Origin of the sequence: Desulfitobacterium chlororespirans DSM 11544 (genome assembly GCF_900143285.1) — a bacterium.
GTDB lineage: Bacteria > Bacillota > Desulfitobacteriia > Desulfitobacteriales > Desulfitobacteriaceae > Desulfitobacterium > Desulfitobacterium chlororespirans.
This window is the reverse complement of the sequence record NZ_FRDN01000020.1, coordinates 61,287-86,790: the sequence shown is the minus strand read 5'-3', so window position 1 is coordinate 86,790 and position 25,504 is coordinate 61,287. Positions and strand designations below refer to the sequence as shown.

17 protein-coding genes and 1 rRNA gene are annotated in these 25,504 nt (G+C 47.9%); 3 read left to right on the top strand and 15 right to left on the bottom strand.

Annotated elements, in window-relative coordinates:
* Together BUA14_RS24965 and tyrS are read right to left on the bottom strand one after the other, a co-directional pair.
* A 16S ribosomal RNA gene (locus BUA14_RS24965) occupies nucleotides 1-70 on the bottom strand; the annotation flags it as partial.
* Nucleotides 71-668: 598 nt separating this feature from the next.
* On the bottom strand, nucleotides 669-1,931 hold the full coding sequence (tyrS, locus tag BUA14_RS24960) for a tyrosine--tRNA ligase (protein ID WP_072775070.1): 1,263 nt from the start codon (nucleotides 1,929-1,931) through the stop codon (nucleotides 669-671).
* A gap of 282 nt (nucleotides 1,932-2,213) precedes the next feature.
* On the opposite strand from tyrS, the gene BUA14_RS24955 reads away from it, so the two are divergent.
* Nucleotides 2,214-4,856, top strand: coding sequence for a transglycosylase domain-containing protein (locus BUA14_RS24955; protein WP_072775069.1), 2,643 nt, complete (start codon nucleotides 2,214-2,216; stop codon nucleotides 4,854-4,856).
* Nucleotides 4,857-4,987: 131 nt separating this feature from the next.
* Here BUA14_RS24955 and BUA14_RS24950 read toward each other — a convergent pair whose 3' ends face one another.
* From BUA14_RS24950 to BUA14_RS24900, 11 genes are all read right to left on the bottom strand, one after another.
* Complete coding sequence (locus BUA14_RS24950) at nucleotides 4,988-5,374, bottom strand: hypothetical protein (RefSeq protein ID WP_005808240.1); 387 nt, start codon at nucleotides 5,372-5,374, stop codon at nucleotides 4,988-4,990.
* A 107-nt stretch (nucleotides 5,375-5,481) separates the two neighbouring features.
* Nucleotides 5,482-7,473, bottom strand: coding sequence for a sigma-54 interaction domain-containing protein (locus tag BUA14_RS24945; protein ID WP_072775068.1), 1,992 nt, complete (start codon nucleotides 7,471-7,473; stop codon nucleotides 5,482-5,484).
* 226 nt (nucleotides 7,474-7,699) lie between these two features.
* Nucleotides 7,700-9,271 (bottom strand): FAD-dependent oxidoreductase, encoded by a 1,572-nt coding sequence (locus BUA14_RS24940; RefSeq protein ID WP_072775067.1) that lies wholly within the window; start codon nucleotides 9,269-9,271, stop codon nucleotides 7,700-7,702.
* Nucleotides 9,272-9,786: 515 nt separating this feature from the next.
* Nucleotides 9,787-10,032, bottom strand: coding sequence for a twin-arginine translocase TatA/TatE family subunit (gene tatA / locus BUA14_RS24935; RefSeq protein WP_072775066.1), 246 nt, complete (start codon nucleotides 10,030-10,032; stop codon nucleotides 9,787-9,789).
* 76 nt (nucleotides 10,033-10,108) lie between these two features.
* The gene (locus BUA14_RS24930) at nucleotides 10,109-12,478 is read right to left on the bottom strand and encodes an endonuclease MutS2 (RefSeq protein ID WP_072775065.1); all 2,370 of its coding nucleotides are present in this window, start codon (nucleotides 12,476-12,478) and stop codon (nucleotides 10,109-10,111) included.
* A 41-nt stretch (nucleotides 12,479-12,519) separates the two neighbouring features.
* Nucleotides 12,520-15,123, bottom strand: a complete 2,604-nt coding sequence (locus BUA14_RS24925; RefSeq protein WP_072775064.1) for a U32 family peptidase — start codon at nucleotides 15,121-15,123, stop codon at nucleotides 12,520-12,522.
* A gap of 245 nt (nucleotides 15,124-15,368) precedes the next feature.
* On the bottom strand, nucleotides 15,369-15,995 hold the full coding sequence (locus BUA14_RS24920; protein WP_072775063.1) for an FMN-binding protein: 627 nt from the start codon (nucleotides 15,993-15,995) through the stop codon (nucleotides 15,369-15,371).
* A gap of 90 nt (nucleotides 15,996-16,085) precedes the next feature.
* A complete protein-coding gene (locus tag BUA14_RS24915) occupies nucleotides 16,086-17,000 on the bottom strand; it encodes a metalloenzyme (protein ID WP_072775062.1) in 915 nt (304 codons plus the stop codon).
* A gap of 182 nt (nucleotides 17,001-17,182) precedes the next feature.
* A complete protein-coding gene (locus BUA14_RS24910; protein ID WP_072775061.1) occupies nucleotides 17,183-18,355 on the bottom strand; it encodes an MFS transporter in 1,173 nt (390 codons plus the stop codon).
* Nucleotides 18,356-18,461: 106 nt separating this feature from the next.
* Nucleotides 18,462-19,289 carry a MerR family transcriptional regulator gene (locus BUA14_RS24905; protein ID WP_072775060.1) on the bottom strand — a complete coding sequence of 276 codons (828 nt, stop codon included), beginning with the start codon at nucleotides 19,287-19,289 and terminating at the stop codon, nucleotides 18,462-18,464.
* A 216-nt stretch (nucleotides 19,290-19,505) separates the two neighbouring features.
* Complete coding sequence (locus tag BUA14_RS24900) at nucleotides 19,506-20,447, bottom strand: LysR family transcriptional regulator (protein WP_072775059.1); 942 nt, start codon at nucleotides 20,445-20,447, stop codon at nucleotides 19,506-19,508.
* 154 nt (nucleotides 20,448-20,601) lie between these two features.
* On the opposite strand from BUA14_RS24900, the gene BUA14_RS24895 reads away from it, so the two are divergent.
* Together BUA14_RS24895 and BUA14_RS24890 are read left to right on the top strand one after the other, a co-directional pair.
* The gene (locus BUA14_RS24895; protein WP_072775058.1) at nucleotides 20,602-22,215 is read left to right on the top strand and encodes an FAD-binding protein; all 1,614 of its coding nucleotides are present in this window, start codon (nucleotides 20,602-20,604) and stop codon (nucleotides 22,213-22,215) included.
* A gap of 36 nt (nucleotides 22,216-22,251) precedes the next feature.
* Nucleotides 22,252-22,644: a hypothetical protein gene (locus tag BUA14_RS24890; protein ID WP_072775057.1), complete on the top strand. Its 393-nt coding sequence runs from the start codon at nucleotides 22,252-22,254 to the stop codon at nucleotides 22,642-22,644.
* A 174-nt stretch (nucleotides 22,645-22,818) separates the two neighbouring features.
* On the opposite strand, the gene BUA14_RS24885 is transcribed toward BUA14_RS24890, so the two are convergent.
* Nucleotides 22,819-23,076, bottom strand: coding sequence for a cell division protein ZapA (locus tag BUA14_RS24885; RefSeq protein ID WP_005808223.1), 258 nt, complete (start codon nucleotides 23,074-23,076; stop codon nucleotides 22,819-22,821).
* Between the two features lie 22 nt (nucleotides 23,077-23,098).
* On the bottom strand, nucleotides 23,099-25,504 hold the full coding sequence (pheT, locus tag BUA14_RS24880; RefSeq protein ID WP_072775056.1) for a phenylalanine--tRNA ligase subunit beta: 2,406 nt from the start codon (nucleotides 25,502-25,504) through the stop codon (nucleotides 23,099-23,101).

The window sequence follows — 25,504 nt, the reverse complement described above, 5'->3', positions numbered from 1 at the left end:
TCCGTTCGACTTGCATGTGTTAGGCACGCCGCCAGCGTTCGTCCTGAGCCAGGATCAAACTCTCCATAAAATTTATGAAGAACATTTGATTGCTCAAATTTCTTACTTTTATTTGACGAGTCATTGGCTGTTCCTTGTTGTTTAGTTTTCAAAGACCATGGACGGTCTGGGTGTCGCTGTAGCCACGGACGGCGAGAAGCGACCAAAGACCATTTTTGTTTTTGCCACTCATTTGTGACGGAATTACATCTTACCACTTCAGCTTCTCAAAGTCAACAGTTAATTTTTAATCACTTAAAGCTCCGAGGGTTTTAGAGATGGTTTTTGCAATTAGGCCCCAGTGGCGACATTTATAGATTCTAGCAAAGCCACTTGGAAAAGTCAACATCTTTTTTAGAATCTATTTTTTGAGAATTTGGCGTCGCGACTTGTCTCACGGCGCTTAGTCATAATACCATCGCGTCACTCATAATGTCAACACTATTTTTCTAATTTTTATAAGGGACCTTTCGCTGCCAATAAATACGCCCATGGCACTGGTTAATGTATCCATAAATACTATCTTTTATTCAAGATAGATATCCTTAATCTATGCTCAATACCACCTAAAGTTGAAAACAGCAGCATTATAAATCTATGCTGCCGTTAATTATCTAAATATCTTTGACCTAAACCAGCTTCATTAAGTAGTAATTCTTTTTCCCCCGCCGAATGACGATAAACCGATTTTCGATCTTGTCCAGCTGCGCTACCGTAAGTGTTGTATCAGTCTGCCGAATGCCATTTACATATACCGCACCGCTCTCCATAGACTCCCGGGCTTGTCTCCTGGAGGATACTGCACCTACCTTGATCAGGGCATCCACGAGCAGCATTTCCTGATCCTCCACATCTGCTGAAGGTACGTCACTGAAGCCTTCTTCCACTTCTTTAGCAGTCAGATTGGCTATCCCGCCGGTAAACAAAGCCTGGGAAATCTTCTCTGCCCGCTCACGGGCTTCAACCCCATGAACCAGCTCGGTGACTTCCTTGGCCAGCATCCTCTGGGCATTCCGTTTTTCTGGTTGACTCTCTACTTCCTGAGCTAACCCCTGAATTTCTTCAATGGAAAGGAAGGTAAAGAAGTTAAGGTACTTCACCACATCCCGATCGTCGGTATTAATCCAGAATTGATAGAACTTATAGGGTGAGGTCTTGTCCGGATCCAACCAGACCGCTCCGCCTTCTGTCTTGCCGAACTTGGTTCCATCGCTTTTGGTGACCAAGGGCACCGTCAAGCCGTGAACCTGACGATCTTCTCCCACAGACATGCGGCGAATCAGATCCGTCCCGGAGGTGATATTCCCCCACTGATCGCTTCCACCAATTTGCATCTCACAGCCATAAAGTTCATTGAGCTTAAGAAAATCATAGGACTGCAGAATCTGATAGCTAAATTCCGTAAAAGAGATCCCCCGACTCATTCTTGACTCTACAGATTCTTTAGCCAGCATGCTTCCCAAAGAAAAGTTCTTCCCAATATCCCTCAGAAACTCAATTACATTAATAGTTCCCAGCCATTCATAATTATTGGCCATAATCGCCGGATTCCCAACTCCCTCAAAATCAAGGAAGCAACTCAGTTGCTCTTTAATACGATTGGCCCATTCCTGAACCACTTCCGTAGGATTGAGCGTCCGTTCGCTGGTTTTGCCGCTGGGATCGCCAATTAAGCCGGTACCCCCGCCCACCAGTGCAATGGGGCAATGTCCCGCAAGTTGAAAACGTCTGAGCATTAAGACGGGCAGCAGGTGTCCAATATGTAAACTGTCCGCAGTCGGATCAAAACCACAATATAAGGTCATCGGTGATTCAAGACGCTTATACAATGCTTCTTCGTCTGTTGTTTGATAGACTAAACCTCTGGCTTTTAAATCATCGAGAATATTCATGATTTTTATTCCCCCCTAATTCTTATTATTATACTGTTTTATGACCTTCATATCAACTTATAAAGGCTGTGTCGCAGATCATTTCGTTCCACTTTTGTCCATAATTTAAAGCCTTGAAATGGCCTCTGCATTTGCCCCATAATATAGAGATTTTGTTAATAGCGAAAATATGTTATAATTCTGCTGTGACAAAGTACACTTTAAATGGTGTACTTTCATCATGTTCGTCACCTAAGTAACACTAAAGAGTAACCAAATTATTTAATTCAGGAGGGACAAGATATGGCATCTCCCCCAAAAAGAACTCCACCGAAAAGGCCTCGAAAGAAGAAACGTGTTTCGAAGTTACGGGTCTTTTTAGTGAGTTTTGGCTCCGTATTCACATTGGCTTGTATAGCCTTATTGATTTATGTCCTGTACGCTGTCGCTGGAACTCCGGATTGGCATCCCGATACCTTGACCAACCAAAAACAAACATCCTTTGTTTATGATATGGACGGGAATCAAATTGCTGAGCTCCATGCCGCGGAGAATCGCCAGATGGTGGATTCATCAGGGATTCCTCAACTTGTAAAGGACACCTTTATAGCTGTGGAAGACAAACGATTTAACGATCATTTTGGTGTGGATCCCATCCGGATCGTGGGTTCCTTTATTGCTGACTTAAAAAGTCAGTCCTGGAGAGAAGGTGCCAGCACCATCACCATGCAGCTGGCCAACAATGCCTTCATTGAGAACCCTCGGGAAAAAAAGCTGGCTCGTAAAATCCAGCAAGCAGCCCTCGCTATCCAACTGGAACGGGAGTACACCAAAGATGAAATCCTCACCTTCTATCTTAATCGTATCCCTTTCGGTGAATCCTCTTTCGGTATTCAGGCTGCCGCCAAAACTTATTTTGGCAAAGAGCTTAAGGATCTAGAGCCTGATGAAATCGCTCTTCTTGCCGGATTGCCGCAAGCTCCCAGCGGTTATAACCCCTATTATCATCCCGAAGCGGCCAAAAAACGCCGGACCATTGTCCTCGGTATTATGAGAGATGCCGGCTTCATTACGGCTGATGAATATGAGCAATATAAAGATACACCTTTCGAGCATGTGGAAAATGTCAAGGCCAACCGGGCCGAATCAGAAAAACCGATATTCGCCGGTACCAATTATAGCTATCCTTATTTTGTCGATCATGTGATCGAAGAGCTCATCAATGAGCACGGCCTTACAGAAGACCAAATCTTCAACGGCGGCTTAAGAATCTACACCACGGTGGATACAAAGATTCAGGCAGCAGCTGAAAAGGAATTTGCCAATGCGGCAAACTTCCCGCAAAGTGTGGATGAAACCCTTGTTCAAGGTGCTATGACCGTTCTCGATCCCAAGACAGGTGCCATTCGAGCTTTAGTAGGCGGCCGGGATCACAACACAGCCCGGGGATTCAATCGAGCCACTCGAGCTAGCCGTCAACCCGGTTCAACCGTTAAGCCTCTGGTTGTTTATGCCCCAGCTCTTGAAAAAGGCGGCTTTTTCCCAGGCACAGTCCTGGATGATATGCCTGTGAAGTATAATGCCGGCAATGGTCAAGTATGGGCTCCCGTCAACTACGACACCGAATATGCGGGTTGGCGCGGTCTCATCACCATGCGTTTTGCTGTGCAGAACTCTGTCAACGTCTATGCGGTCAAACTCATGAACCTGGTAGGTATTGAATACAGTTGGAACTTTGCCAAAAACAGTCTCGGTCTTCCCCTAGAAGAAGGCGATAAAGTACTGAGCTTAGCTCTAGGAACCAATCAGATGTCCACCTTAGATATGGCTTCCGCCTATGGCGTGTTTGCCAATAACGGAGTTCGAGTAGCCCCTCATGCGATAGAAAAAGTTCAGGACTCTAACGGCAAAGAGGTTTTCGTTCCACAAATCACCAAGGAAAGAACCATGAAGGAAACCACCGCTTATCTTATGAACAGCATGCTGCGCAGCGTCGTCACCGGCGGAACAGGAACTCGGGCTCAGATTGGCAATTGGGCTGTTGCCGGTAAGACAGGCACTACCTCTCTGGATCCGGATATTTACGGTTACCGCACCGGTAATCCGGATGCCTGGTTCGCAGGCTATACGCCCGAATATGTAGGTGTGGTCTGGATGGGCTATGATAAAGATGATGAAACCCTAACTCACTATCTCCACAAAGTTTACGGCGGCCAGTACCCTGCCCAAATCTGGAAGAATGTTATGACCGCAGCTCATGAAGGCTTGACCGTACAGACAGAATTCAAGCAACCTTCCGGTATTGTCGGCGGTGACTTCGATACTAAATCCGGATTAATACCCAGCAGTCTGACTCCCAAGGATTTTATCCGCAGAGAAATTGCCGCTCAAGGTGATTTTCCCACCCGTGTCAGTGATGTTTGGGTAGAAAAAGAAATCGATAAAGATCATCCAGAATATCTCGCAGGCACAGGTACCGTTAATAAAGAGAAAAAAGTATTCCTGAACATCACCGGTCGTGATTCCGAGACTCCTTGGCCAAGCGATGAACAGCCTTACAAAATGCCCGAAAAAGAGTATAACGAAACGCCACCTCCCAATGAGACGACTTCTCCGCCAGCAGGGGATCCCAGTATCCCTGTCCCGACTCTGGGAGCTGTGGCTTATGATGCAGCCCAGAGCTCGGTGACCATCCCTGTCGCCTACCCCGAAGGAAGCGAAGGGCTCCACCTTATCGTTTATGTAAAATTCCCCGACCATGATTTTGTTCAGCCATTCTCCCCTGATGCCCAGCCTGGAGGATCGAATCAGATTCACATTCCATTAAGCATAGAAGGTGAACCGCTCTCACCAGGTAATTATAGTTTCTGGGCATGCTTACAAAGCCCCGAAACCGGAGCAACCGGTAACCCCTCCCCAGTGGCTCTCTTGACCATTACAGACTAAAGAATAGTAAAAAAGTCCGTGTGAAATTTGGTTTTCACACGGACTTTTTTTATGGGCTTTTTCTCTTGTTATGTGTTTAGGATTCAACGCAACTTATGTTTAATAATGCCCATCCCTGGCTTCTGACAAAATTACTTCTTCTTAATCGCCAAGAAGTAGATTACCGCCAGAATAACGATGACTCCACCAACAACAATCCATGGGCTCATAGGCTCATGGGTTTCTGCAGGTTGTTCGGCAGGAGTCTCTGCAGGTTTCTCCGCAGGTGTTTCTGCTGGTTGTTCAGCAGGTGTTTCACCCGGGGTTTCTGCAGGGGTTTCTCCCGGAGTCTCTCCTGGGGTCTCAGCCGGTGTCTCTTCACCACCGTGAGTACCTTCTTCGTGGCATGGTGTACAGGTTTTCCCATCCGGACTCAAGTCAGGATAAGCGTTCGTGTTCGCTGCCGAACTTAAGAACAGTCCAACGGAAAGGCTTAAAAACAGCGCAAACATCAATAGGAACCGACCTTTTTTACTCATTTCTACTCACCCCCCTAGGTAGTATAATATCATTAACAACTTGCACGAACAAGTACGTTCTTCGAATAATCCAAAAACTTTTTCCAGGCGGGTAGAGATGCCCACAATTATTTAACCACTCTTAAATCAGGATGCTCCTGCAGCTTATTATAAATTGTCTTTCGGGTTACTCCTAATTTTTCAGCTGCTGCAGTGACATTACCGCCGACGGATTTGAGTACATGATCGATAATCATAGCCTCAGCCGTGTATAAGAGCCCTTGTTCTTGTTTCTTCAGACCTTTAGCCAAAACATCCTCTACCAAGCCTTTGACTTGATAGTTTTGATAAGATTCTTGGATTCTCTTAGACAAATAATCAACCTTCAGAGTCAAACCGGCTCCCATCAAAATAATAGCTCGCTCAATCGAGTGCTCCAACTCACGAACATTTCCCCGCCAGGAGTAATTCTCCAGAGCTTCCACAAACTCTTGAGCCATTTCAACCGTTTGCCCCAGACCATATTTACGAGAGAATTTGCTGATGAATTCTTTCGCTAAGAGCAAAATATCTTCCCTGCGTTGTCTCAAAGCCGGTAATTCAATGATGAAGGTACTAATGCGGAAATAGAGATCTTCCCTAAATAGCCCCTTATCCGACTCTTCCAGAAGGTCCTTCTTCGTAGCCGAGATTAAGCGGATATCCACAGGAATCTCTTTGGTACTCCCCACCTTTTGAACTTTCCCTGTGGAGATAACCCGCAGAAGTTTAATTTGATCCTGGACAGGCATACTTTCTATTTCATCCAGGAACAGGGTTCCCCCAGAGGCGGCTTCGATCTTGCCTATCTTCCCCCCTTTCAAAGCTCCTGTAAAGGAACCTTCCTCATAGCCAAAAAGCTCGCTTTCCACCAACTCCGCAGGAATAGCCCCGCAATTAATGGCAATAAAGGGTTTCTCCCGCCGTGGACTGGCTGCATGAATGGCCTGAGCGAACATTTCTTTCCCTGTTCCATTTTCCCCGAAGATCAAGACCGGAACAGAGGTGCCTGCCACATTCAACCCGATGGACTTTGCTTCATTTAATTCAGCATTGTTGCCTACGATATCATCAAAGCTATATAAGCCAACCGTGGTCTTGAAACCCTGAGAATTCTCCTGAAGCCGTTGGGCCAATGACTGTTTTTCTTCTACGATAAGTATCTTGCTTGTTTCGAAGTCCTCATAATCCAAGATGTTGCTGTTTATAATCAAGGTCTTGCCATCTGCTTTAATCTCCTGGCAAGCAAATCTAGAATTCCAGTCCTCCTGAGAAAAAAACTCGCTAACCTTTTTTAAAGAGTTCTTCCCTTTGCTTAGATTCACCAGGGTTTGAAATTTTTCATTATAATGTATGGATTTCTTACTATTAATATACGCTACACCTTGAGGAAGCAAATCAATTATATCCTTGATCTTCTTTTCATGCCTCTGGGTCATAGGCAAGTAAAGGCGGTCAAAGACTTGGGCAAGGTAAGTGACTAACCAAAACGCATCCTGAGTCCTTTTTATATCCTTTAAACCAATATGGATCCCTCCCATAACTTCACCTTGGTGATTGTGTATGGGAGCAGCTGTATTCACCCCGTTTTCAGAAGGCCCGCATTGATAACTTAAGGGACTTACTAAGGCAACAGGAACATTTTCAGCCAAGGCTATGGCAGTAGCATTTGTTCCCACAGTTCTCTCCGAACATTCTCCGATAAGATTAGCAAAGGGACTTCCCAGATCATCATAGATATGTTTGGTTAAGCTCTCTTTTGCTGAAAAGGTAAAAGTAAATCCCTGATAATCGATCAGTTCGAGAGCCTGTTTGATAAAAAAGTTATAGCGATCCAAACACTCTATAAAACGGTTAAGATCTTGGCTTTTGGACTTATCTATTGGGTGATGGCAAGGTTTTTCAAAGGGATTCACTCCGTACCGCTGACTCCGTACCCATGAATTATAAACCACTTTGGGAACAGTGCCTGGATCCACAGGTTTGCCCTCCATAAAAAGCTCCCGCTGATCTCTGCATTTTTCCAGATAGGCTTTTTCTGTTCCTTGGCTTATCCTTTGCAAAAGTTCATGAACATGCATAAGGCTCCCTCCATTCAACATGTACGGTGAAGCAAGCGCATATATACTTGAGCCAACTTTCACAACTATTAAGGCGGCTCGGATCCCTTTTAAAATGTTATTCTTTCTTGATTATACTATCTGGGCATGAATAAAACCATAGAAATATCGTTTGCCGCAAGGAAAGGTTAGGCCCCATGTCTTCAAACCACACAACATGGGGCATCCCTCTGTCTATGGCTAAACCTTATTTCCCAGCGATATGTTTTCCGGCAATATAGCCGAAAGTACCGGCTGAGGCAATTCCGCCTGTATAAACTTCTCTGAAAATACCTGCACAAGGCGGGCAGGCATAGAGATTAGGAATCGGGGTTCTCTGGACATCAAGAACCTGAGCATTTTCGTTGATGGCAACCCCACCGAAGGTGTGGTAGATATTCGCGGTTACAGGTACAGCATAGAAGGGACCTTGGGCGATCTTATTATGATTGAGCGCCCTGGGAACTTCAAGACTGTCCGTAGCACCGCTATCAATGGCCTTATTGTATTCGTTGACTGTTTTCAAAAAGGCCCCCTTATGCATACCATGGATTTCCTGGCACTTTGCAGCCAACTCCTCAAGAGTTGCACCTTCTACAACCTTACCCCCCTGATCCATATACATCTTAAGAATCGCTTCCGACCCTGCCGCCTTGTCATAGATGGCCTTGTCCCCAATCATAAAGGCCATCGCTCTTTTTTGCTTTAACACTTCTTGAGGGAGTCTGGCGTATTTGGCTTCGATGGGAGATGTCTCATCTGCAAAACGTTTACCTTGAAGATTGACTAGAATACCTGTGGTCTCATCAGGGAAAAGAAAGTTGACCCACATGGGAACAGCAGGACGCCCACCGCCGATGCCCGGCAGGCTTTGGGGATCGCCGGCGCGCTTTTCCTCATAGAGCTCCGGCTCATCTTCCACCGCCGGTCCTGGAACAATACCGGAAAAAGTCCCGGAGAAGGTCGAAAAGCTTCCCTGGGTCATAGCTCCAACCCCTTGAGCCATCAGCATTCCGCTGCCCGTATTATAAGGAGTCCCCATGTTGCGGGCCACATCCCCATTAGGTCCAATATACTTAGCCATCAATCCCTTATTGGATTGGAACCCACCCGTAGCTAAAATAACGGAACCAGCCTTAATGAAGATGGCCTTGGATTCACCCTTCTTAATGGCTTGAACACCGCAAACCATACCGGCTTCATCAATGACAAGGCGCAAAACCCGTGTCTGGGTCATGATTGTACCGCCCTTACCTGTGACAAAGTTCGCTAAAGCATCAAAATAGGCTTTATGCCTAAGATATCCCGCTTCACCGGAGCCTAAGCCATAGTCATTATTGAACCCCTTGCCGCCCGGATGCTTTTTAAGAGGAATACCATTCTTCTCCAGCCAAGGAAGGTATACTTGTCTAAAGGTTTCTACATACTTTTTCGCAAGTACAGGATCATGCAGATCTTCAGTGTGCTCTTTGTATTTTTCCCATGTATCTAGACCCCAGGAATGGATGGTACCGCCTGAATATGCGGAGCCACCGCCGAGAAAGGCACTGATTTCGCAGAGAATGACCTTTTTGCCCTCTTCTGTGGCAGCGGCAGCAGCACTTAACCCACCATTACCGCCACCGACGACGACGACATCCGTTTCCTGATCCCATGCTTCGGGAGCTGACGCCGGGGCAACTGCCTCGGTATTATTGCAGCCCACTAAAAAACTGGATCCAGCCACAACAGCGGCACCTGCAGCGGCTCGTTTAATAAAATCTCTTCTGTTAATGGTCATTCCGATTCCTCCTAAAATTTAATAGGATTACTTAATCGTGGTCATTAACTTGTTTTTCCTTTTGCGCTCCTTTGGTATCATTTCCATTGCCTTTTCAGGCCTTATCGGTTTATTTCCGATTTCCCTCCCCTCTTGATGTTTTGTCGAAATTTCTAAACTCGGAAGAGCAAGACTGAGCAACTTTTTATAATGCAAAAACCATGCCAACTCTCTTTTTGATACAACTTGTTCAAAATAGTACTTAAACAAAGCTTTTGGGAACTTTATGTGAATGTCTGACTCATGATCAGCTTGTGAAAAAATTACACAAGCCGATCTTTGAGTATTTTGGGAACAGTTACTTGTTGTATTAAGAATTGCAACATTTGGGCATTCATTTTACCACTTTATTTTCCTGTGTCCTGTTGGGCATTGCGCCCTCATAGCGTTTAGCCATCCTTTTGCAGAATATCTTTTAGGGGGTATTCACCATAAAAAAGAAGAACCGGTCTTCCCGGTTCTTCTTTTTTCTTGCTCTATTCCTTGCTTTCAGCCGGCTCTTCTTTCTTGCTCTCAGCCGGCTCTTCTTTTTTAGTTTCGGCAATTTCCTTTTTCTTTTTCTTGCCATCATCGTCAGAGAGATCGGTGGCATCTTTAAACTCTTTGATACCTTTACCTAAGCCCTTGCCCAGTTCAGGGAGCTTCCCAGGTCCAAAAAGAATCAGAGCAATAACCAAGGCAATCACTGCAACAGTAGGAGTAATCATAGCAAATGTTACCATATCGTCACCTCAAGTCAAATTTTCATATACATGCATTATATACATATCCGGCATGAAAAATCCAGAAAAAGTTCTATTATTTTAATTCCACGACGGTTACTCCAAGATCTCCTTCCCCATGCTGTCCTAAGCGGAAGGATTTGACATGGTGATGACCGCGCAGGAATTCATGAATCCCCTGTCTTAACGCCCCTGTCCCTTTGCCATGAATGACATAGACCTGGCCGACTCCTGTCAGTACGGCGTCATCCAGGTATTTATCCAATTCATAGCCGGCCTCTTCCACCATCATCCCCCGTAGATCGATTTCCGTACGGATGGTTTCGGCTTTTTTCATACCGACTTTCCCCTGTCCGCCTACGGATCGAGTGGGTTTGGCGGCTTTCTCTTCCTGGATCAGCCGGATTTCACTCAGAGGAACATTCAGCTTAATCACTCCTGCCTGGACGAAAATCTCGCCCGAATCATTGGGCAGCTTAAGGACCTGCCCTTTTTGCCGGAGCTTAGTCATATACACCATCTGTCCCAGTTTAATCTCTTGAGGCTCCACTCCATGAGGAGTTTTCAGCGGGGTATCCTGATCCCCCACCTTAGTGGACAATTTGCGAATCCCCTTACGGGCCTGCTCAATAGCCTGCTGATCCTTTCGCTCCTCTTTAAGAGCCAGCTTCAGATCATCAATAAGCCTTTCTGCTTCTCTCCTTGCTTCCCTGACAATCTCTGTGGCCTGATCCTTAGCCTTGGCCATAAGCTCCTGATAGTCATCCTCCAGCTTCTGAGATTTCTCCTTCAGACCGAGGCTCTCCTTCTCAATGGCCTGCCGTTCCTCACGGGCCCGGCGTTTTTCCAAATCAATCTCCCGTTGAGTATCCTCAAGGTTTTCGATTAAATCGGCCACCTGCATTTCCCGCTCCGTAACAAAGGTTCGCGCCCGATCCAAGACCCCTTCCGGCAACCCCAGCCGTCCGGCGATATAAAAGGCATTGCTTTTGCCGGGAATCCCAATCAGCAGGCGGTAGGTAGGTCTTAAAGTCTCCGAATCAAATTCTACAGAAGCATTCTCCACCCGCGGTGTATTGTAGGCAAAATTCTTTAACGCTCCATAGTGGGTGGTGGCCACAATTCTTGCTCCCCGTTCATGAAGCTCAGCGATGATCGCCATCGCCAGAGCTGAACCTTCCGTAGGGTCGGTGCCCGCTCCCACTTCATCAAGGAGGATCAGGGAACGCCAATCGGCTTTTTCCACAATCTCCACAATATTCTTCATATGACCGCTAAAGGTACTTAAGGACTGTTCCACACTCTGCTCATCCCCGATATCGGCAAAGATCTGAGTAAAGACCCCTACCCGGGAGTCCGACTCGGCGGGGATATGCAAGCCACACTGAGCCATAGCCGCCAAGAGTCCAATGGTTTTCAAGGCCACTGTTTTTCCGCCGGTATTGGGGCCGGTGACCACCACCGTATCGAAGCGGGTCCCCAATTGGATGGTTAAGGGCACCACCTTTCCTGTCAGAAGAGGGTGCCGCGCCTGGACAAGGCTTATCTCCTGCTTTTCGGTAAGAATCGGTGCTCCGGCATTCATTTCTTCACTGAGCCGTGCTTTAGCCAGAATGAAATCCACCCGGGCCAGGGCCTCGTGAGCATCGGCTATGGCCTCTGCCTCCCCTTCCACACGGGCTGAGAGGAGTAAAAGGATCCGCTGAACCTCCCTTTGTTCCTTAAGGACCACTTCCCGCAGCTCATTTCCCAAGTTGACCACAGCCATGGGCTCAATATAAAGGGTCGCTCCACTGGCCGATTGATCATGGACGATACCTTGAAAGGATTGGCGGTATTCCTGTTTGACCGGGACCACATAGCGTTCCGAGCGTTGGGTAACAAGAGGGTCCTGAAGAATCTTTTGGTAGGCGGGGTTGCGAATGATGCCATCTAAGGTTTCCCTGATTCTGGTCTGCAGGCGGGAGATGCCCCGGCGCAAATCCGCTAAAACAGAAGATGCTTGATCCGCTACCTGACCATCCTCCGTAATACAGCGGGTAATCTCCTCCTCAATACCCTTGGGCAGAATGACCTGTTCCATGATCCCTTTAAGATGAGGAACCTCCGCCTTACCTTCCTGAAAACCTTGCTTGATGATGCGGGCTGCTTTTAAAGTATCCCGAATCTGCAGCAGCTCATCTGGTGTTAAGGTTCCTCCCTTTAAGCACCGCTCCACTAAAGGCCGGATTTCCCGGGCTCCCCGCACCGAAAAAAGCGGGTTAATCCTCAGTATATCCTTGCCCTCACCGGTTTCCTCCAAAGCCGCCCGCACCAAATCCAAATGAGAGTGGGGTTCCAATTGCTCTGCCAATTCCCGGGCCCGCGGCATAATGGACTGATTGGCAAGACGTTCTAAGATTTTATCAAAATCAAGTTTCCTGATCACCCGTTCATTGAGTACCATATTCTACGGTATTCCTCCTTCTTTAACGATGCCCGCCTGACTTAAAGCACTCCTCTAAAATAATGTCCTTTGGTAAACCCTTCTGGGAAACGCTCTGCCAAGTATGCATTGGCCTTTTCGGCCTGCTCCTCTGAGATGCGCTCCCCTGCAAGTGCTCTCTCCCAACCTTCAAGAAAGACTCGTACCGTATCGCGGATCTGGACAGGATTGGCCCGATCCAGCTGCAAACGAATCCGCTGAACACCCATTTTGGCAATGCTTCCTAATTCCTTGTAAAGATTCAAGCGCTTCACATTATAAAGATGCATCCGACAATCCAAATCTGTTTCGATGGGGAAGTCATAGTTGAGCCGATCTCTCAAATAATGGGGTTCCTTCACACAGGGCGCCGTACATTTTGTTCCTTTTTTGCCTCCCAATGTGGCACCCACAGGGCAATACTCACTGACCATCATCTCCAGCTCCCCAAAAGCAAAGACTTCTGTCTTGGGCCAATGGGCCAGGGGCTCAATCTGGCTATGTTCAAGCTCTGTAGATAAGGTTACCCCTTGGGCCCCTAGACGGAATAGATGGGCTACCGCGGCCTCATTAAAGATATTGACAGGATAATCCACCTCAAAAGGCCAGTCCGGATCGATAGCCTTCACCATTTCCAGCTCTCCCAAATTCGCGACCATGATCCCGGGACGATCTTCCCAGGCCTTTACCTTAAGCAAAGACTCATACCACCAAGCACTTTGCTCTTCGTTTAAAATCCGCGGCAGGCGCAAAAGGCAGTTTGCTCCCTGTTCTTTGCAAAGCCTTACACCGGCCCGGATGTCCTCCCAACTCATCCCCTTACGGGAACGCCAACGCTCCCCACCCAGAGCAATTCGCCTTGCCCCGGCTTTTAGAGCTGCCTTCACCCCTTCCAGATCGCTGACAGCAACAGTCAAGCGCCTTGCTGCTAAAGAGGCAGCTTTGCTATAACTTCCGGACAGCTGATCCTTATGGTGCTGAGCTTGCTGAACCTGCTGCTCTTGCTCAAGTTTAAGGCGATTTTGCCATTCCCTCAGGCGCTGCTTATATTCCGCTCTGGTAACCCTTTCTTTCTGGAGAGACTTATGGAGCAAGCCTTCAACGACAAGCCTTCTCATCTCATTGAGTTCACTGACCGGAAGCATAAGTCCTTCCTCCACCTCCAGGTCCAACTCTTCCAACCAAAAAGGTGTTGTCCCCAGACGATTTAGCTGTTGGAAGGCGTACTCCTGAGTTAAAGGGCGTTTCATGGCCTGCTGAGCCGGAGTAGCTGAATCCACCCGGACATGTTTGTCCCGCTCCCAAGCCTCTAAGACCATCAGCTCTCCGATGGAGCCGGATAGACGCATTTTCAAGGAACGCTTGCGCCGCTCCTTGCCCTCCTGAAAGCTCTGGCGGGCTTTTTCCATCAATAGCTCATCATGAGTTTTAAATACCCGATCTCCGGGGTGGGATTTGCCCGCAAATTCGATCTGAACGATATCTCCCGGCTTCCCTTCCTCGATCTCCCTCTTGCCTTGCCAAACCTTCTGGACCGTAATCCCTTCCCGGCCCCGGCTTGTCCAGACCTCGATTCCATCACCGGGTCTGAGGTACGCCTCCAGTTTGATCTCCAGCTGATTGCCTCTATTCTGAACAATCCTGCCCAGACGAATCCCTCTATTGTTGGGGCGGGCATAGCTCATCAGCTCCGCTCCAGGGTGATTATGAAAATAAGCCTGAGAAAAATCCCGGTTAAAAATCTGTAAAAGTTCGGTCTTTTCCTCCCCTGTCACCCCTGACCCAGAGTTTATACCATCCTCTTCGGAAAGCACATAATCCAGAGCACGGCGATAAATTCGAGTGACCGTAGCCACATACTCCGGCCTCTTCATCCGTCCCTCCAATTTTAAGGAGTAGACCCCACACTCTTTTAAAGTATGAATCTCCTCCACAAAATTCAAATCCCGTGGACTTAGAAGGTGATTGCCTAGGTTAGCCTCAGCCAGCATATCCTTTTTCTCCTCATTCATCAGCTGATACGTCAGCCGGCAAGGCTGAGCGCATCTTCCCCGGTTGCCGCTGCGGCCGCCAATATAACTGGACATCAGGCATTGCCCGGAGTAACAAATACACAGAGCACCATGGACAAACACCTCAATCTCCAGAGCGGTCTGGGCAGAAATGGCTTTCATCTGCTCCGCCGTCACTTCCCGGGCCAGGACCACTCGTTGAAAGCCCAGTCTTTCCACATGACGAACACCCCAGGTTGTATTGATGGTCATCTGGGTACTGGCATGGCGCTCCATCTCCGGCAAAACACTCTGAATCATTGACCCTACGCCAATATCCTGAAGGATCAGAGCATCAACCCCAATCTCGTATAAGCTGTATATATAATCGTAAAGCTCAGGAAACTCCTGATCGGCAATCAAAATATTCACCGTCACATAGACCATCGTCTCCCGCTCATGGGCATACTGCACCACCTGCCGCAGTTCATCCAAGTCAAAGTTAGCGGCACTGGCCCGGGCGTTAAAGCTCCTTCCCCCCAGATACACTGCATCGGCCCCATTCTCTACCGCCGCTTTAAAGGCCTCATAGCTCCCTGCCGGAGCCAAGAGCTCCATAGCCTTAATCTGTGTCATTCAATAATTCCCTCGTTCCTAATATCATCCTCATAATCTACGGCGTCACACCCTACTTCACGCCCACCCTCTACTCTCTATAATACACCTTTTTAGTTTATCCAAAAAGCTGAAGAAAAGCCTTTTGAAATCATTCAGTTCACCTTCTCCCTATGATACTTCAATTATACAAGAAAAATGGAACAGCACCTCATTTATCTTGAGTTGCTGTTCCAACTTTTCGCTATTTCAACAATCTTAATTTACTATAAGCCCGCGGCCGCTGACAGGGCCTTAGTAACTGCTTCCTTGAGAGCCTTACTGGTTAAGGTCGCACCGGATACACCGTCAACAGCATTGACAGCATCTTTGGTACTCAGGCCGACAAACTGTGCGGGTAGCTTCTCAATTGCATTTGAGCCGATTCCCTCGGTCTCACTTTGTGCGAGCACCTCGACACCGCCGATTTTATCGCCATCCATAGTCACGCGCACAACAACGTCGCCGTTAATACCGGTCCCTTTCCCAATATACTGATTTTCGCCGGCCGTATACTCGGCTGCCGTCATTTTGGCATCTGTGATCTGGCCAGGCATGGTCGGTGTGGACGCTACAGACGTCTCCGCTACATAAACCGGCAGCGCATCTTTTGGGGCAGCCGCATTTTTTCCCGCAATGCGGCCGAAGGTGAAGCATTCGGCAATATTGGTACCACCCTGATACATGCAGACTGTCACGCCACCGCACTCGCCGGCGCTGTACAAATGGGGGATCGGGTTACCGTTACAATCCAGCACCTCCGCCTTCTCGCTGCGCTTCGGTCCGCCCTGGGTGTTCAATATGGCATTGAGCATGTAGAGCGCATAATACTTCTTGCCGTCAAAGGCCCGCATAAATTTTGAATCGCGCCCAGCCTTGTAGTCGCGGCCGTTTTTGGCGAGACCTGCTGGCTCAAGTCAAGAAGAAAATCAAAAAAGTGCACTTCAACGCTGCCCTCGCTCTAATATCATTCCCATGATCCCCGGTGTCACATCCTCCAGCCGCTCCCACTGCGGCCATTCCACCGGCTGGTTGGACCAGCCCAGAGCAGGAACCGGATTCTGAGTATGACCTTTAACGCTAAAATCCTCTATATTTCCATGATCACTGGTTAAGAGCCAGGTCACATCCTCATGACGAACCAGGTCCATAAAGCCCCCGATAAACTCGTCGATCTGTTCAATTAAGGCCACCGATTTCTCCCAGTCCTGTTTATGACCGCGCACATCGGTCTGGAAGAACTCATACAGGGTAAAGTCATAGTCCAACGCCAGACGGCCCAGGTTTTGCCCTGCTTCGTAGGGGGCTATCAGCGGTATATCCGCTTCCGGTTCCAGCTCCCTGAGAATCTCATTGGTCATATCCTGATAGACCCCTTTTCCCTGCAATAGATCCCCCAGCCTGCGTAAAGGCACCCCGCCTGCCAAGGCAGATAAAGTAGAGGCAGTATGTCTCCTCTTTCCGGTAGCTATAATCTCGTCGTAATGACTGGTAAACGTATTGGCAAAAGTCACCTTCTTGCCTTGGTCTGCTAACTGTTTAAAGATGGACTTTTCTTTGATAATCTCCGCCAGCTTTTCATTGGGATAAGCATTAAGGTGAAAACCCAGTGCCTTCGCTCCATTAATTCCTGTCCATAAAGTAGTCTGGCCTGTAGCACTTTGCGGAATTCCAGTCACACCGAGGGAAGCATCCAAGGGCGCAAAAAACACATGCTCCGTCTTAATCCGGACCTCATGTCCCCAGAGAAAACGGCCTCCCAGCAATCCATCCAAATGAGGAGTGTGGGCAGCGGCAATAGGATTATCCTGCTCCGTGCCCAACCCAAAACCATCAAGGAAAATCATCACAAATTGCATGAACCCACCCTCTGCTCTATCTAATATACCTATTCAGTTTATCCAAAAAACTGCAGAAAAGCCAGTGTTTAGCTAAACTAAAGCCGCGCCTTCACTAAGTTCCTCAAAATAAGCCCTATTCTCTATCTCGAAATTATAGATATCCTTTGCATTCTTTTCTGATACCGATTCCAGACTTATGTTCATACTAAATCCCTCCTAGCACCAGGTTCTTTCCAAAACAGCGTGATTATAACACCCAAAATCATCACCATCATAGCAAAATAGAAAGGATAATCCATGTCTATATCAAACAATATCCCCCCGATAATCGGACCAAAAATATTCCCCAGGCTGGTGAACATAGAGTTCATGCCCCCTACAAAGCCTTGCTCATTCCCGGCAATTTTTGAGAGATAAGATGTTACCGCAGGCCGGAACAGATCAAAGCCAATAAAGGCCAAAGTCGTTACCAGCAGGATCCATACATAGGAGTGAACGGCGGTCAATAAGAAAATAAGGACTCCGGATAGAATCAGACTATAGCGAATCAACTTAACTTCACCCCAGCGCCGGGCAAGCCGCTCAAAAAGCAGGACCTGGATTAAAGCTCCCAGCAAAGCACCTGCGGTAATAACAAAAGCAATTTCCTTGGGAGTAAAGAAAAACTTGCCATCGACGAAAAGGGCGAAGAAGGACTCAAAAGCCGATAAACCAAAGGAGGCAATCAGGATCAAGGTGAAGGCAATAAAGTACATGGGAGCCAGCATGCGCTTAATGCTCGACTTAAGCTTCGGAACCTCTGCAACGGTTTCATTGGATCGCTCCGGCTCCTTCAGGAAAATGATGGACAGTATTGCCGCAACAGCACCGAGGGCCCCGGCAAAGAAAAAGGGAGTGCGTGTGCCATAATCCGCTAAAAAACCACCAATTCCCGGCCCGATAATAAATCCGGTGTTGATGGCAGCCGACATATAGCCAAGTGCTTTGGGCCGCATTTCCAATGTTGTGATATCCGCAATAAAAGCCGTCACCGCAGGCATGATTAAAGCTGAGCTCACACCTCCTAAGATCCGGGCCAGAAACAAGACTTCAATCTCTTTTCCTAAGCCAAAGAGCACTTCAGAGAACCCAAAAAGAAATAAACCGGTCACCAACACCTTTTTCCGGCCCATTTTATCAGCCGCTTTACCAGCAAAAGGTGAACAAATCAGCTGCGCTATGGCAAAGGCAGCGGTCAAATAGCCCACTACAGTGCCGTTCACTCCTAATTCTCTCATCAGCGTCGGCAGGACAGGGATGACAAGGCCGATGCCTAAGAAGGCAATAAAAATATTCGTAAGCAATAATGCTAAAACGGTCTTCTGCTCATTCATGCTGTATCTTTCTCCTCAAAATTCATGTAATATATCTCTGCTCATGCTCAATAATATAAACCCTCTAGCAGCTAGAGGGTCAATAAGAATTTGCAAATATCTTTCCTTAGAGCAATTGCACCTTTAATTCAACCATGAATTCTTCTTTTTGCTGAGAGTATCTTGTTGGCATAAACAGATCATAGACATGATCGGCTGCAGGAAGTTTGTTAGTACGAATATGATGATATAACCGCTGATAATGCTCTATATAACGATCTGGATGATACTGAAAAGCAATGCCTATGAAACGGCTTTCCGAAATCAGGCGAATATTTCTCCTATAGGAGGGATGACCGTTCAGACGATCGGTCATTAATGGAGTAAATATATGGGTACATCGAACCTCATCCATCGAGTTATAGTCGAGGAGAGGGTATATGCAGCCATAATGGCTGCTTATTCTACTGCCTTCCGATTCCACCAGCTTAATCAATTCACCGTAATAGTCATTGGGAATATATTGCGGAGCATAGTTTTCGATAGGCAGTGTAAATATCTGCAGATCTTCGGTTTTCTCAAAAACATCCATAGCCAGGGCGGTCTTCATTTGCTGCCGGAGCTGCTTCTTTGTTTGCAGCAGATTCTTCTGAATTTCCTGCAGTCCCTGTATTTTACCCTCGATAATATCCTCTTGATGCTCAAGGAAGCAAAAAAGCTCTGCAGGAGTATAATTCAGAACAGTTTTTATCTCCGCCAATGGTGTGCCGATAAATTTAAGGGATTTAATCATATCCAATATATATAATTGAGATTCTTTGTAATAACGATAATTGGTCAGCGGGTCCACATGCGCCGGTTTGTATAAATCAATCTGGTCATAATAATGCAAAGTGGGGATCGAGATATTCGCAAGTTTGGCTACTTGACCAACGGAATAATACTGTTCTTTCATTGCTCCTCCAATGTTGGATCGTACCTTATCAGGTGAGATCCCTATATAACTAGGCTCTTTTTAATCAATACATCCTTTTTTAGTGTATCCAAAAATTAACCAAAACGCCAGCTCTCCGCAAATATTAAAAGCCGGGATGCCCTCACATCCCGGCTGTAGAAAGAAACCCGCAGCCAAAATAATCACTTCCTGACAGTGTCTGAAACAATTCAGGGGTTACTGGCTGACTTTTTTGGCCAACTGAGAGTCCAGTACCTCTTTGGCAATCGCAACAAATTCTTCATCCATAACAGAAAACGCTCTGCCTTTCCGGCGAATAAAACCAACATAGAATTGAATCGGCTCTTTGATCGGAATTCCTGTTAAACCGGACTTATGGAAAAACGACTCGAGATAATCCGTGGTTAAACCGATGGCGATGTTTTTATTTACCATATCCCGGTACATGTCAACATTGGTTGTCTGGAGGATGACGCTCAGATTTTTGACAGTACGGCCAAAGAATAAGTCCTTATTGACTTCATCACTATTATAATCGGAGGCAAAAAGACAGATAGGGTATTGGGCTATCTCCTCGAAACCAATGGCAGAAAGCTTGGCCAGGGGAGAGGTTTCCGAGACGAGGACCTGCAGATAACAAGTATGAATCGGTTCAAAATCAAACATCTGCTTGAACTGATCCGTAATATAATATTCCGTCAGTCCGACCAGCCCAATTCCATCAACTTCCGAAGGATTGGCAAGGGTTTGCATCAAAAGGGTCAGGTTCTGTTCTTTTGTAGCCAGCTTGATCTTGGATTGCTTGTGCAGTTTTTTCAGAATCCTGGGCAGGAAAGTATTTGCCATAAATGGATCGATATAGAGGAACAATCTAGTTGTATAAGAAGCATTTTTGTCCTTTTGAAAGGACTGCAACTCTTCTTGCAGTTCCTGGTATTGCTTCACGAAATCTTTAGCCCTGGCCAGGATGCACTCTCCTGCCGCAGTAAAGGTAACTCGATTCCTATTATTGTGAAGTATTTTTACATTCAGTTCCTTTTCCAGCTGCTGAATTGAATAACTGATTCCCTGCTGAGACATAAAGAAATATTTCGCTGTCTGGGTGATGGAACCGGTCTCAGCCAGACTGATGAGATATTCCATTTGTTCAAGCCGCATTGTACTGCGCCTCCATACTTGTAATTTCTATCACAAAATTTTCTTAAAGGCTGTCTAAGGATTCTTTGTTGGAATTTCCGGATTCCCTCCGGGATAATACAAGTATACTCGATTCTTATAGTGGCATCAACAAATCAAATGAGGAGGAGAAAAAATGGAAAACATGAACCGAAGAAATTTCTTGAAAAAGGCCACCGTTGGTGCGGCCGCTTTAGCAGGGGCAAGTATGTTGACGGCCTGCGGCACCCCTGAAACCGTTAAACCGAACTCCGACACATCGCCTGCCGGCAGAAGCTGGGATTATGAAGTGGATGCTGTGGTGGTCGGCGGCGGACACGGCGGCCTCTGCGCGGCAGCTACAGCGCTGGAAAGAGGCAAAAAGGTATTGCTGGTGGAAATCAGCGGCATTGTCGGCGGCGGCTCGGCTTGGTCCGGCGGGATTCTCCATACCTTCGGCACCCAAACTTATGAAGAATATCTGGAATACAGCGAAGGTCTCCATGATCCTGTCCTGGGTAAGCTCTTCTTTGAAACCTTTAAGGGAGAGTTTATGCCCTGGGTTCAAAATACGGTAGGCGCACCTGTCTATATCATGGGACCGCAAGCAGGGCCCAACGGACGCCCTCAGGATAAGGTACCCAACTCCATTGGTGACAAAGAGTGGAAGATGGGAAGCAAAGAAGACAAAGGCTATGCCGGTTTGCGGAAGTACTTTAAGGCCATTGAAGACTATGTGAAAGCCAAAGGCGGTACCGTCCTGCTTAAAACAAGAGGTCTTAATCTGATCACGGACGGCGAAAAAGTCGTAGGCTTAAAGATCGTGACCAAAGGGGAAGAACCCAAATATGTCAAAGCGGGCGCTGTTGTGCTGGCCACCGGAAACTTCTTTGCCAACAAAGGCTTACTGACCCAGTTTGTCGGCCCTTATGCCTACAGAGCCAAAGTCATGGGTGTCCCTTATGCAACAGGCGACGGTATGAGGATGGGGCTGGGAGTCGGCGCTATGCTCAGTGAAGGCTTAAGCACCTGGTCGGGAACCCTGGTCTGTGTCACTCATGGCAAGGCGGTTACGGATGATCCGGAAGCTTATGAAAAAGTGATTGAAACCGATCCCGACAATATGCCCGGTATCAATAAAGGACGGCCTAATCCACCTTGGTTTGGAACCGGCACGGTCCTTCCGGAATTGGTTCCCGCTATCGTAGTTAATCTGAACGGCAAGCGCTTTAAGGATGAAGCCCATCCTATCGACTCCAAATATCCCCGCCTCACCGACGCGGTCCTCGTTCAGCCTGAAGGAATGGCCTTTGTCATCGGCGACCAGGCGATGTCTGACGCCGGCGCAGCCGCTATGATGAAAATTATCAAGGACGAAGGGGTAAAGGTCGTCGAAGGCGCTACCCTGGAGGAATTTGCCGCGAATATGGAGAAGGCCGGTGTTTATAAGGCCAACCTGTTGAAAACCATCCGCGAGTACAATGAGGCTATTGATAAAGGAACAACCATGGAACTGGAAGTGCCCAGAGAGTATAACCTGAATAAAATCAGCACACCGCCCTTCTATGGCGTACCGGTCACAGGGCAAGTTTATTGTAACTTCGGCGGATTGGCTATCAATGAAAAAGTACAGGTTCTCGATCACCAGAAACAGCCTATCCCGGGTCTCTATGCCGTTCCTCCGGCAGCCGGCGGCGTTATGAGAAGTATCTATACCGGAAGTATTGCTCTGGCCGGTACCTTCGGCTGGCTGGCAGGAAAACAGGTGTAAATTTGACGTATTAGAGCAGTCAGAGGGGGAACATCTATGAATAGAAAGACAAACAGATTTCTTTTGCTTATGACCTTATTTTTAGGGCTTTCCTTGGGGATTTTCTTCAACGCAGCCACCACCAACGCTTTTCCTGACTTGAGTGAAGATGGTGTGACCTGCACCCCTTGCCATGAAGAAGGGGCACACGGCGCTTCCGGTGAACCGGCTGCTGAACCGACCACTGAGCCGGAGCCGGCACCATCAACTCCGGCACCTGCACAACCGGCTCCGGCACCCCAAGAACCTGCGCAGGAATCCCCGCAGGTTGCCGAGGAGCAGCCAGATTCTGCGAATACAACAGGTGCGGTGAGCCCTGCCTTAGTTGTTGGTGTCGTTGTGCTTCTGTTGCTTGCGGTATATTTCTTTACTTTTAAGAAACGCAAATAAGAGACAAACAATTTATATGAAGAAGAATTAGTAAATCTGGTTCTTCTTCTTTTTTTACTCTTTGCGACAGGGCCTCAGGGCCCTTTAATACTGATTCAACCTTAGGCTCCTTATGCAATATAAGAAAAAAGCGTAACTCCATAAATTACGCTTTCCCAGTATTGCTCTAGTTTTCTATTCTTCTTGCGCTTCAATGAGCTGCATGAGAGTTTCTTGTTCTTCCTTGATTTTTTCCAACTCGTCGGCCAGATTCAGCGCGGCCAGAATTGCGATTTGGTGAATGGCTAAGCGCGGTGTCCGTTGGGCAATGAGACGCATCTTTTTATCCACTTCACGGGCAACCTTCAGGATATGCTCCGGGCTTTCCTGTCCGCGAATCACATGTTTTTCCCCAAATATCTCAACAATGACCTTTTCATTTTCTTCAGCCATATGACACCCCCCAGATACTATACTACTTTCTCCAGGCAGCTCCAAATTCCTTTTCAATCCCTTCTAGAACTTGCTGGTTTAAGGCATTGACCTCTTCATCCTTTAAAGTTCGATCCAAGGCTTGATACTTCAGCGCAAAAGCCAGGCTCTTACGATCTTCGGGAATAGGTTTGCCGGTATAGACATCGAAGATATTCACCTGAACCAAAAGCGCTCCTCCCAGCTCCTTGATCCGTTTCATAACGTCCTGGGCGGAGACCTCCAGAGGTACCACTACAGCCAAATCCCGCTGCATCGCCGGGAACTTCGGAATGGAGAAGGCTCGGATGGTCCGCTTGCCGGCCTCCAGCAGGGGAGCCACTGCCAATTCAAAAATCAACGCCCTTTCCAGTTCCCATTCCTTGCCTATAGCAGGATGAATCTCGCCCATCAAGCCGATCTTCTCACCGTTGAGGTAGATATCTGCGGAACGTCCCGGATGGGTGAGCTCCTGAGCAGTGGGCAGCCGGTACTCGAACTCCAGGCCAAACTCACGAGCCACTTCCTCCAGAATCCCTTTCACCGTATAGAAATCATACTCCGTTACCGGGGTCCGCCAATGGCGGGAGGATTTGCCCCAGATCACCCCGGCCAAATGCAGCTCCTCTTGTGGAAGCTTGACCAAGGGGCGCTCCTGGCTCTTATAAATACTGCCCATCTCAAAAAGACGGATATCCAGGTTCCTGCGGGAGATATTCCGGGCGGCGATCTCCATAATGCTGGGAAGCAAAGCCGTCCGCATCACACTTAGCTCTTCCCGCAGCGGATTCAGCAATGGAATAGCCTGATCCATATCTCCAAACTGGCGATCGGCATCGGGGCGAGTGAAGGAATAGGTCATAACCTCATTCAGACCCAAACGAACCAGAAGATGGCGGAGAGTGCGCTTAAATTCCTGCTCAGGAGTCCTCCGCCCCTGAGTCTGATCCCCCTGGGGCAAGGTCGTGGGAATCCGATCATAGCCTGTCAAACGGGCCACTTCTTCGATTAAATCTTCTTCAATAGTAATATCGGAACGATAGGTAGGAATCTGAACCTCATATTCCCCATCCTTTTCTTGATAAGGAAAACGCAAACGCTTGAGAACCCCGGTGATCTCTTCCTCAATAAGAGCAGTTCCCAGGAGGGAATTGGCTTTTTCCACAGTAAGGGAAACCGCCGCAGGCTCTGGGAGCTGCCCCGCTTGTTCAACAAAGCCTACCGGTTTTCCGGCTCCCAGCCGAATAACCAGCTCAGCCACACGGCCTAAGGCCGCTGCTACACCATGGGAGTTGACCCCTTTTTCAAAGCGATTGGATGCCTCTGAACGCAGTCCCAAACGACGGCTGGTGCGGCGAATGCTTACACTGGAAAAATGAGCGGATTCCACGAAAATTCTTTTGGTGGAGTCGGTAATTTCACTATTTAAACCACCCATGACTCCCGCCAAGCCAAGAGCCTTTTCATCATCAGCAATGAGCAGCATTTCCGGATCAAGCTCCCGCTCTATATCATCAAGGGTCACCAGCTTCTCCCCGGTCTGAGCCCGGCGCACATGGACGGCGCCGACGATGGCATCCCGATCAAACGCATGCAAAGGCTGTCCCATCTCCAGCATAATATAGTTGGTAATATCCACAATATTGCTGATCGGGCGCACTCCCGCTGCTTTTAGACGTTTCTGCATCCACTCCGAAGAAGGCTCAATCTTGACATCCTCTACCACTAAGCCGGCATAGCGCCGGCACAGCTCCGGCTCATCCAGGATAATCCGGGCCTCAGGATCCACCGGATAATCCGGGCCTTGGGACCCCTCCGCCCATGCAGGCAGATGGAGATCTCCTCCGGTCAAAGAAGCCACTTCCCGTGCCACATTCACCATACCCAGACAATCGGGGCGGTTGGGATAGAGCTCCAGATCCAGGACGCAGTCCCCTTCGCCAAAAACGGTATCTAAAGTTGCCCCTAAGGGAGTCTCCTTTTCCAAGATAAGAATACCGCCTTCGCTGCGCGGGTCCCCTAAGCCGGAGTCCAAATGCAGTTCCTCAGTGGAGCAGAGCATTCCTGAAGATTCCACTCCCCGCAGCTTGGAGATTTCGATATGAACCCCATTGGGCAGCGTGGTTCCCGGCAAAGCCACCGGGATTCGATCCCCGACCAGCAGATTCTGGGCCCCTGTGACGATAGTGGTGGACCCGTCTCCTAGATTCACTTCACAGATCCACAGCTTATCCGCATTAGGATGATGCTCCATACGGGTAATCTCACCGACCACGACTGCCTCCAGCCCTTGATTCAGATACTCGACGCCACCGACCTCAATCCCGCCCCGGGTCAGGATCTCTGCTAAATCTTCGGCAGACTGAGCGATATCCACATATTCACGTAACCATTCCAAACTGACCTTCAT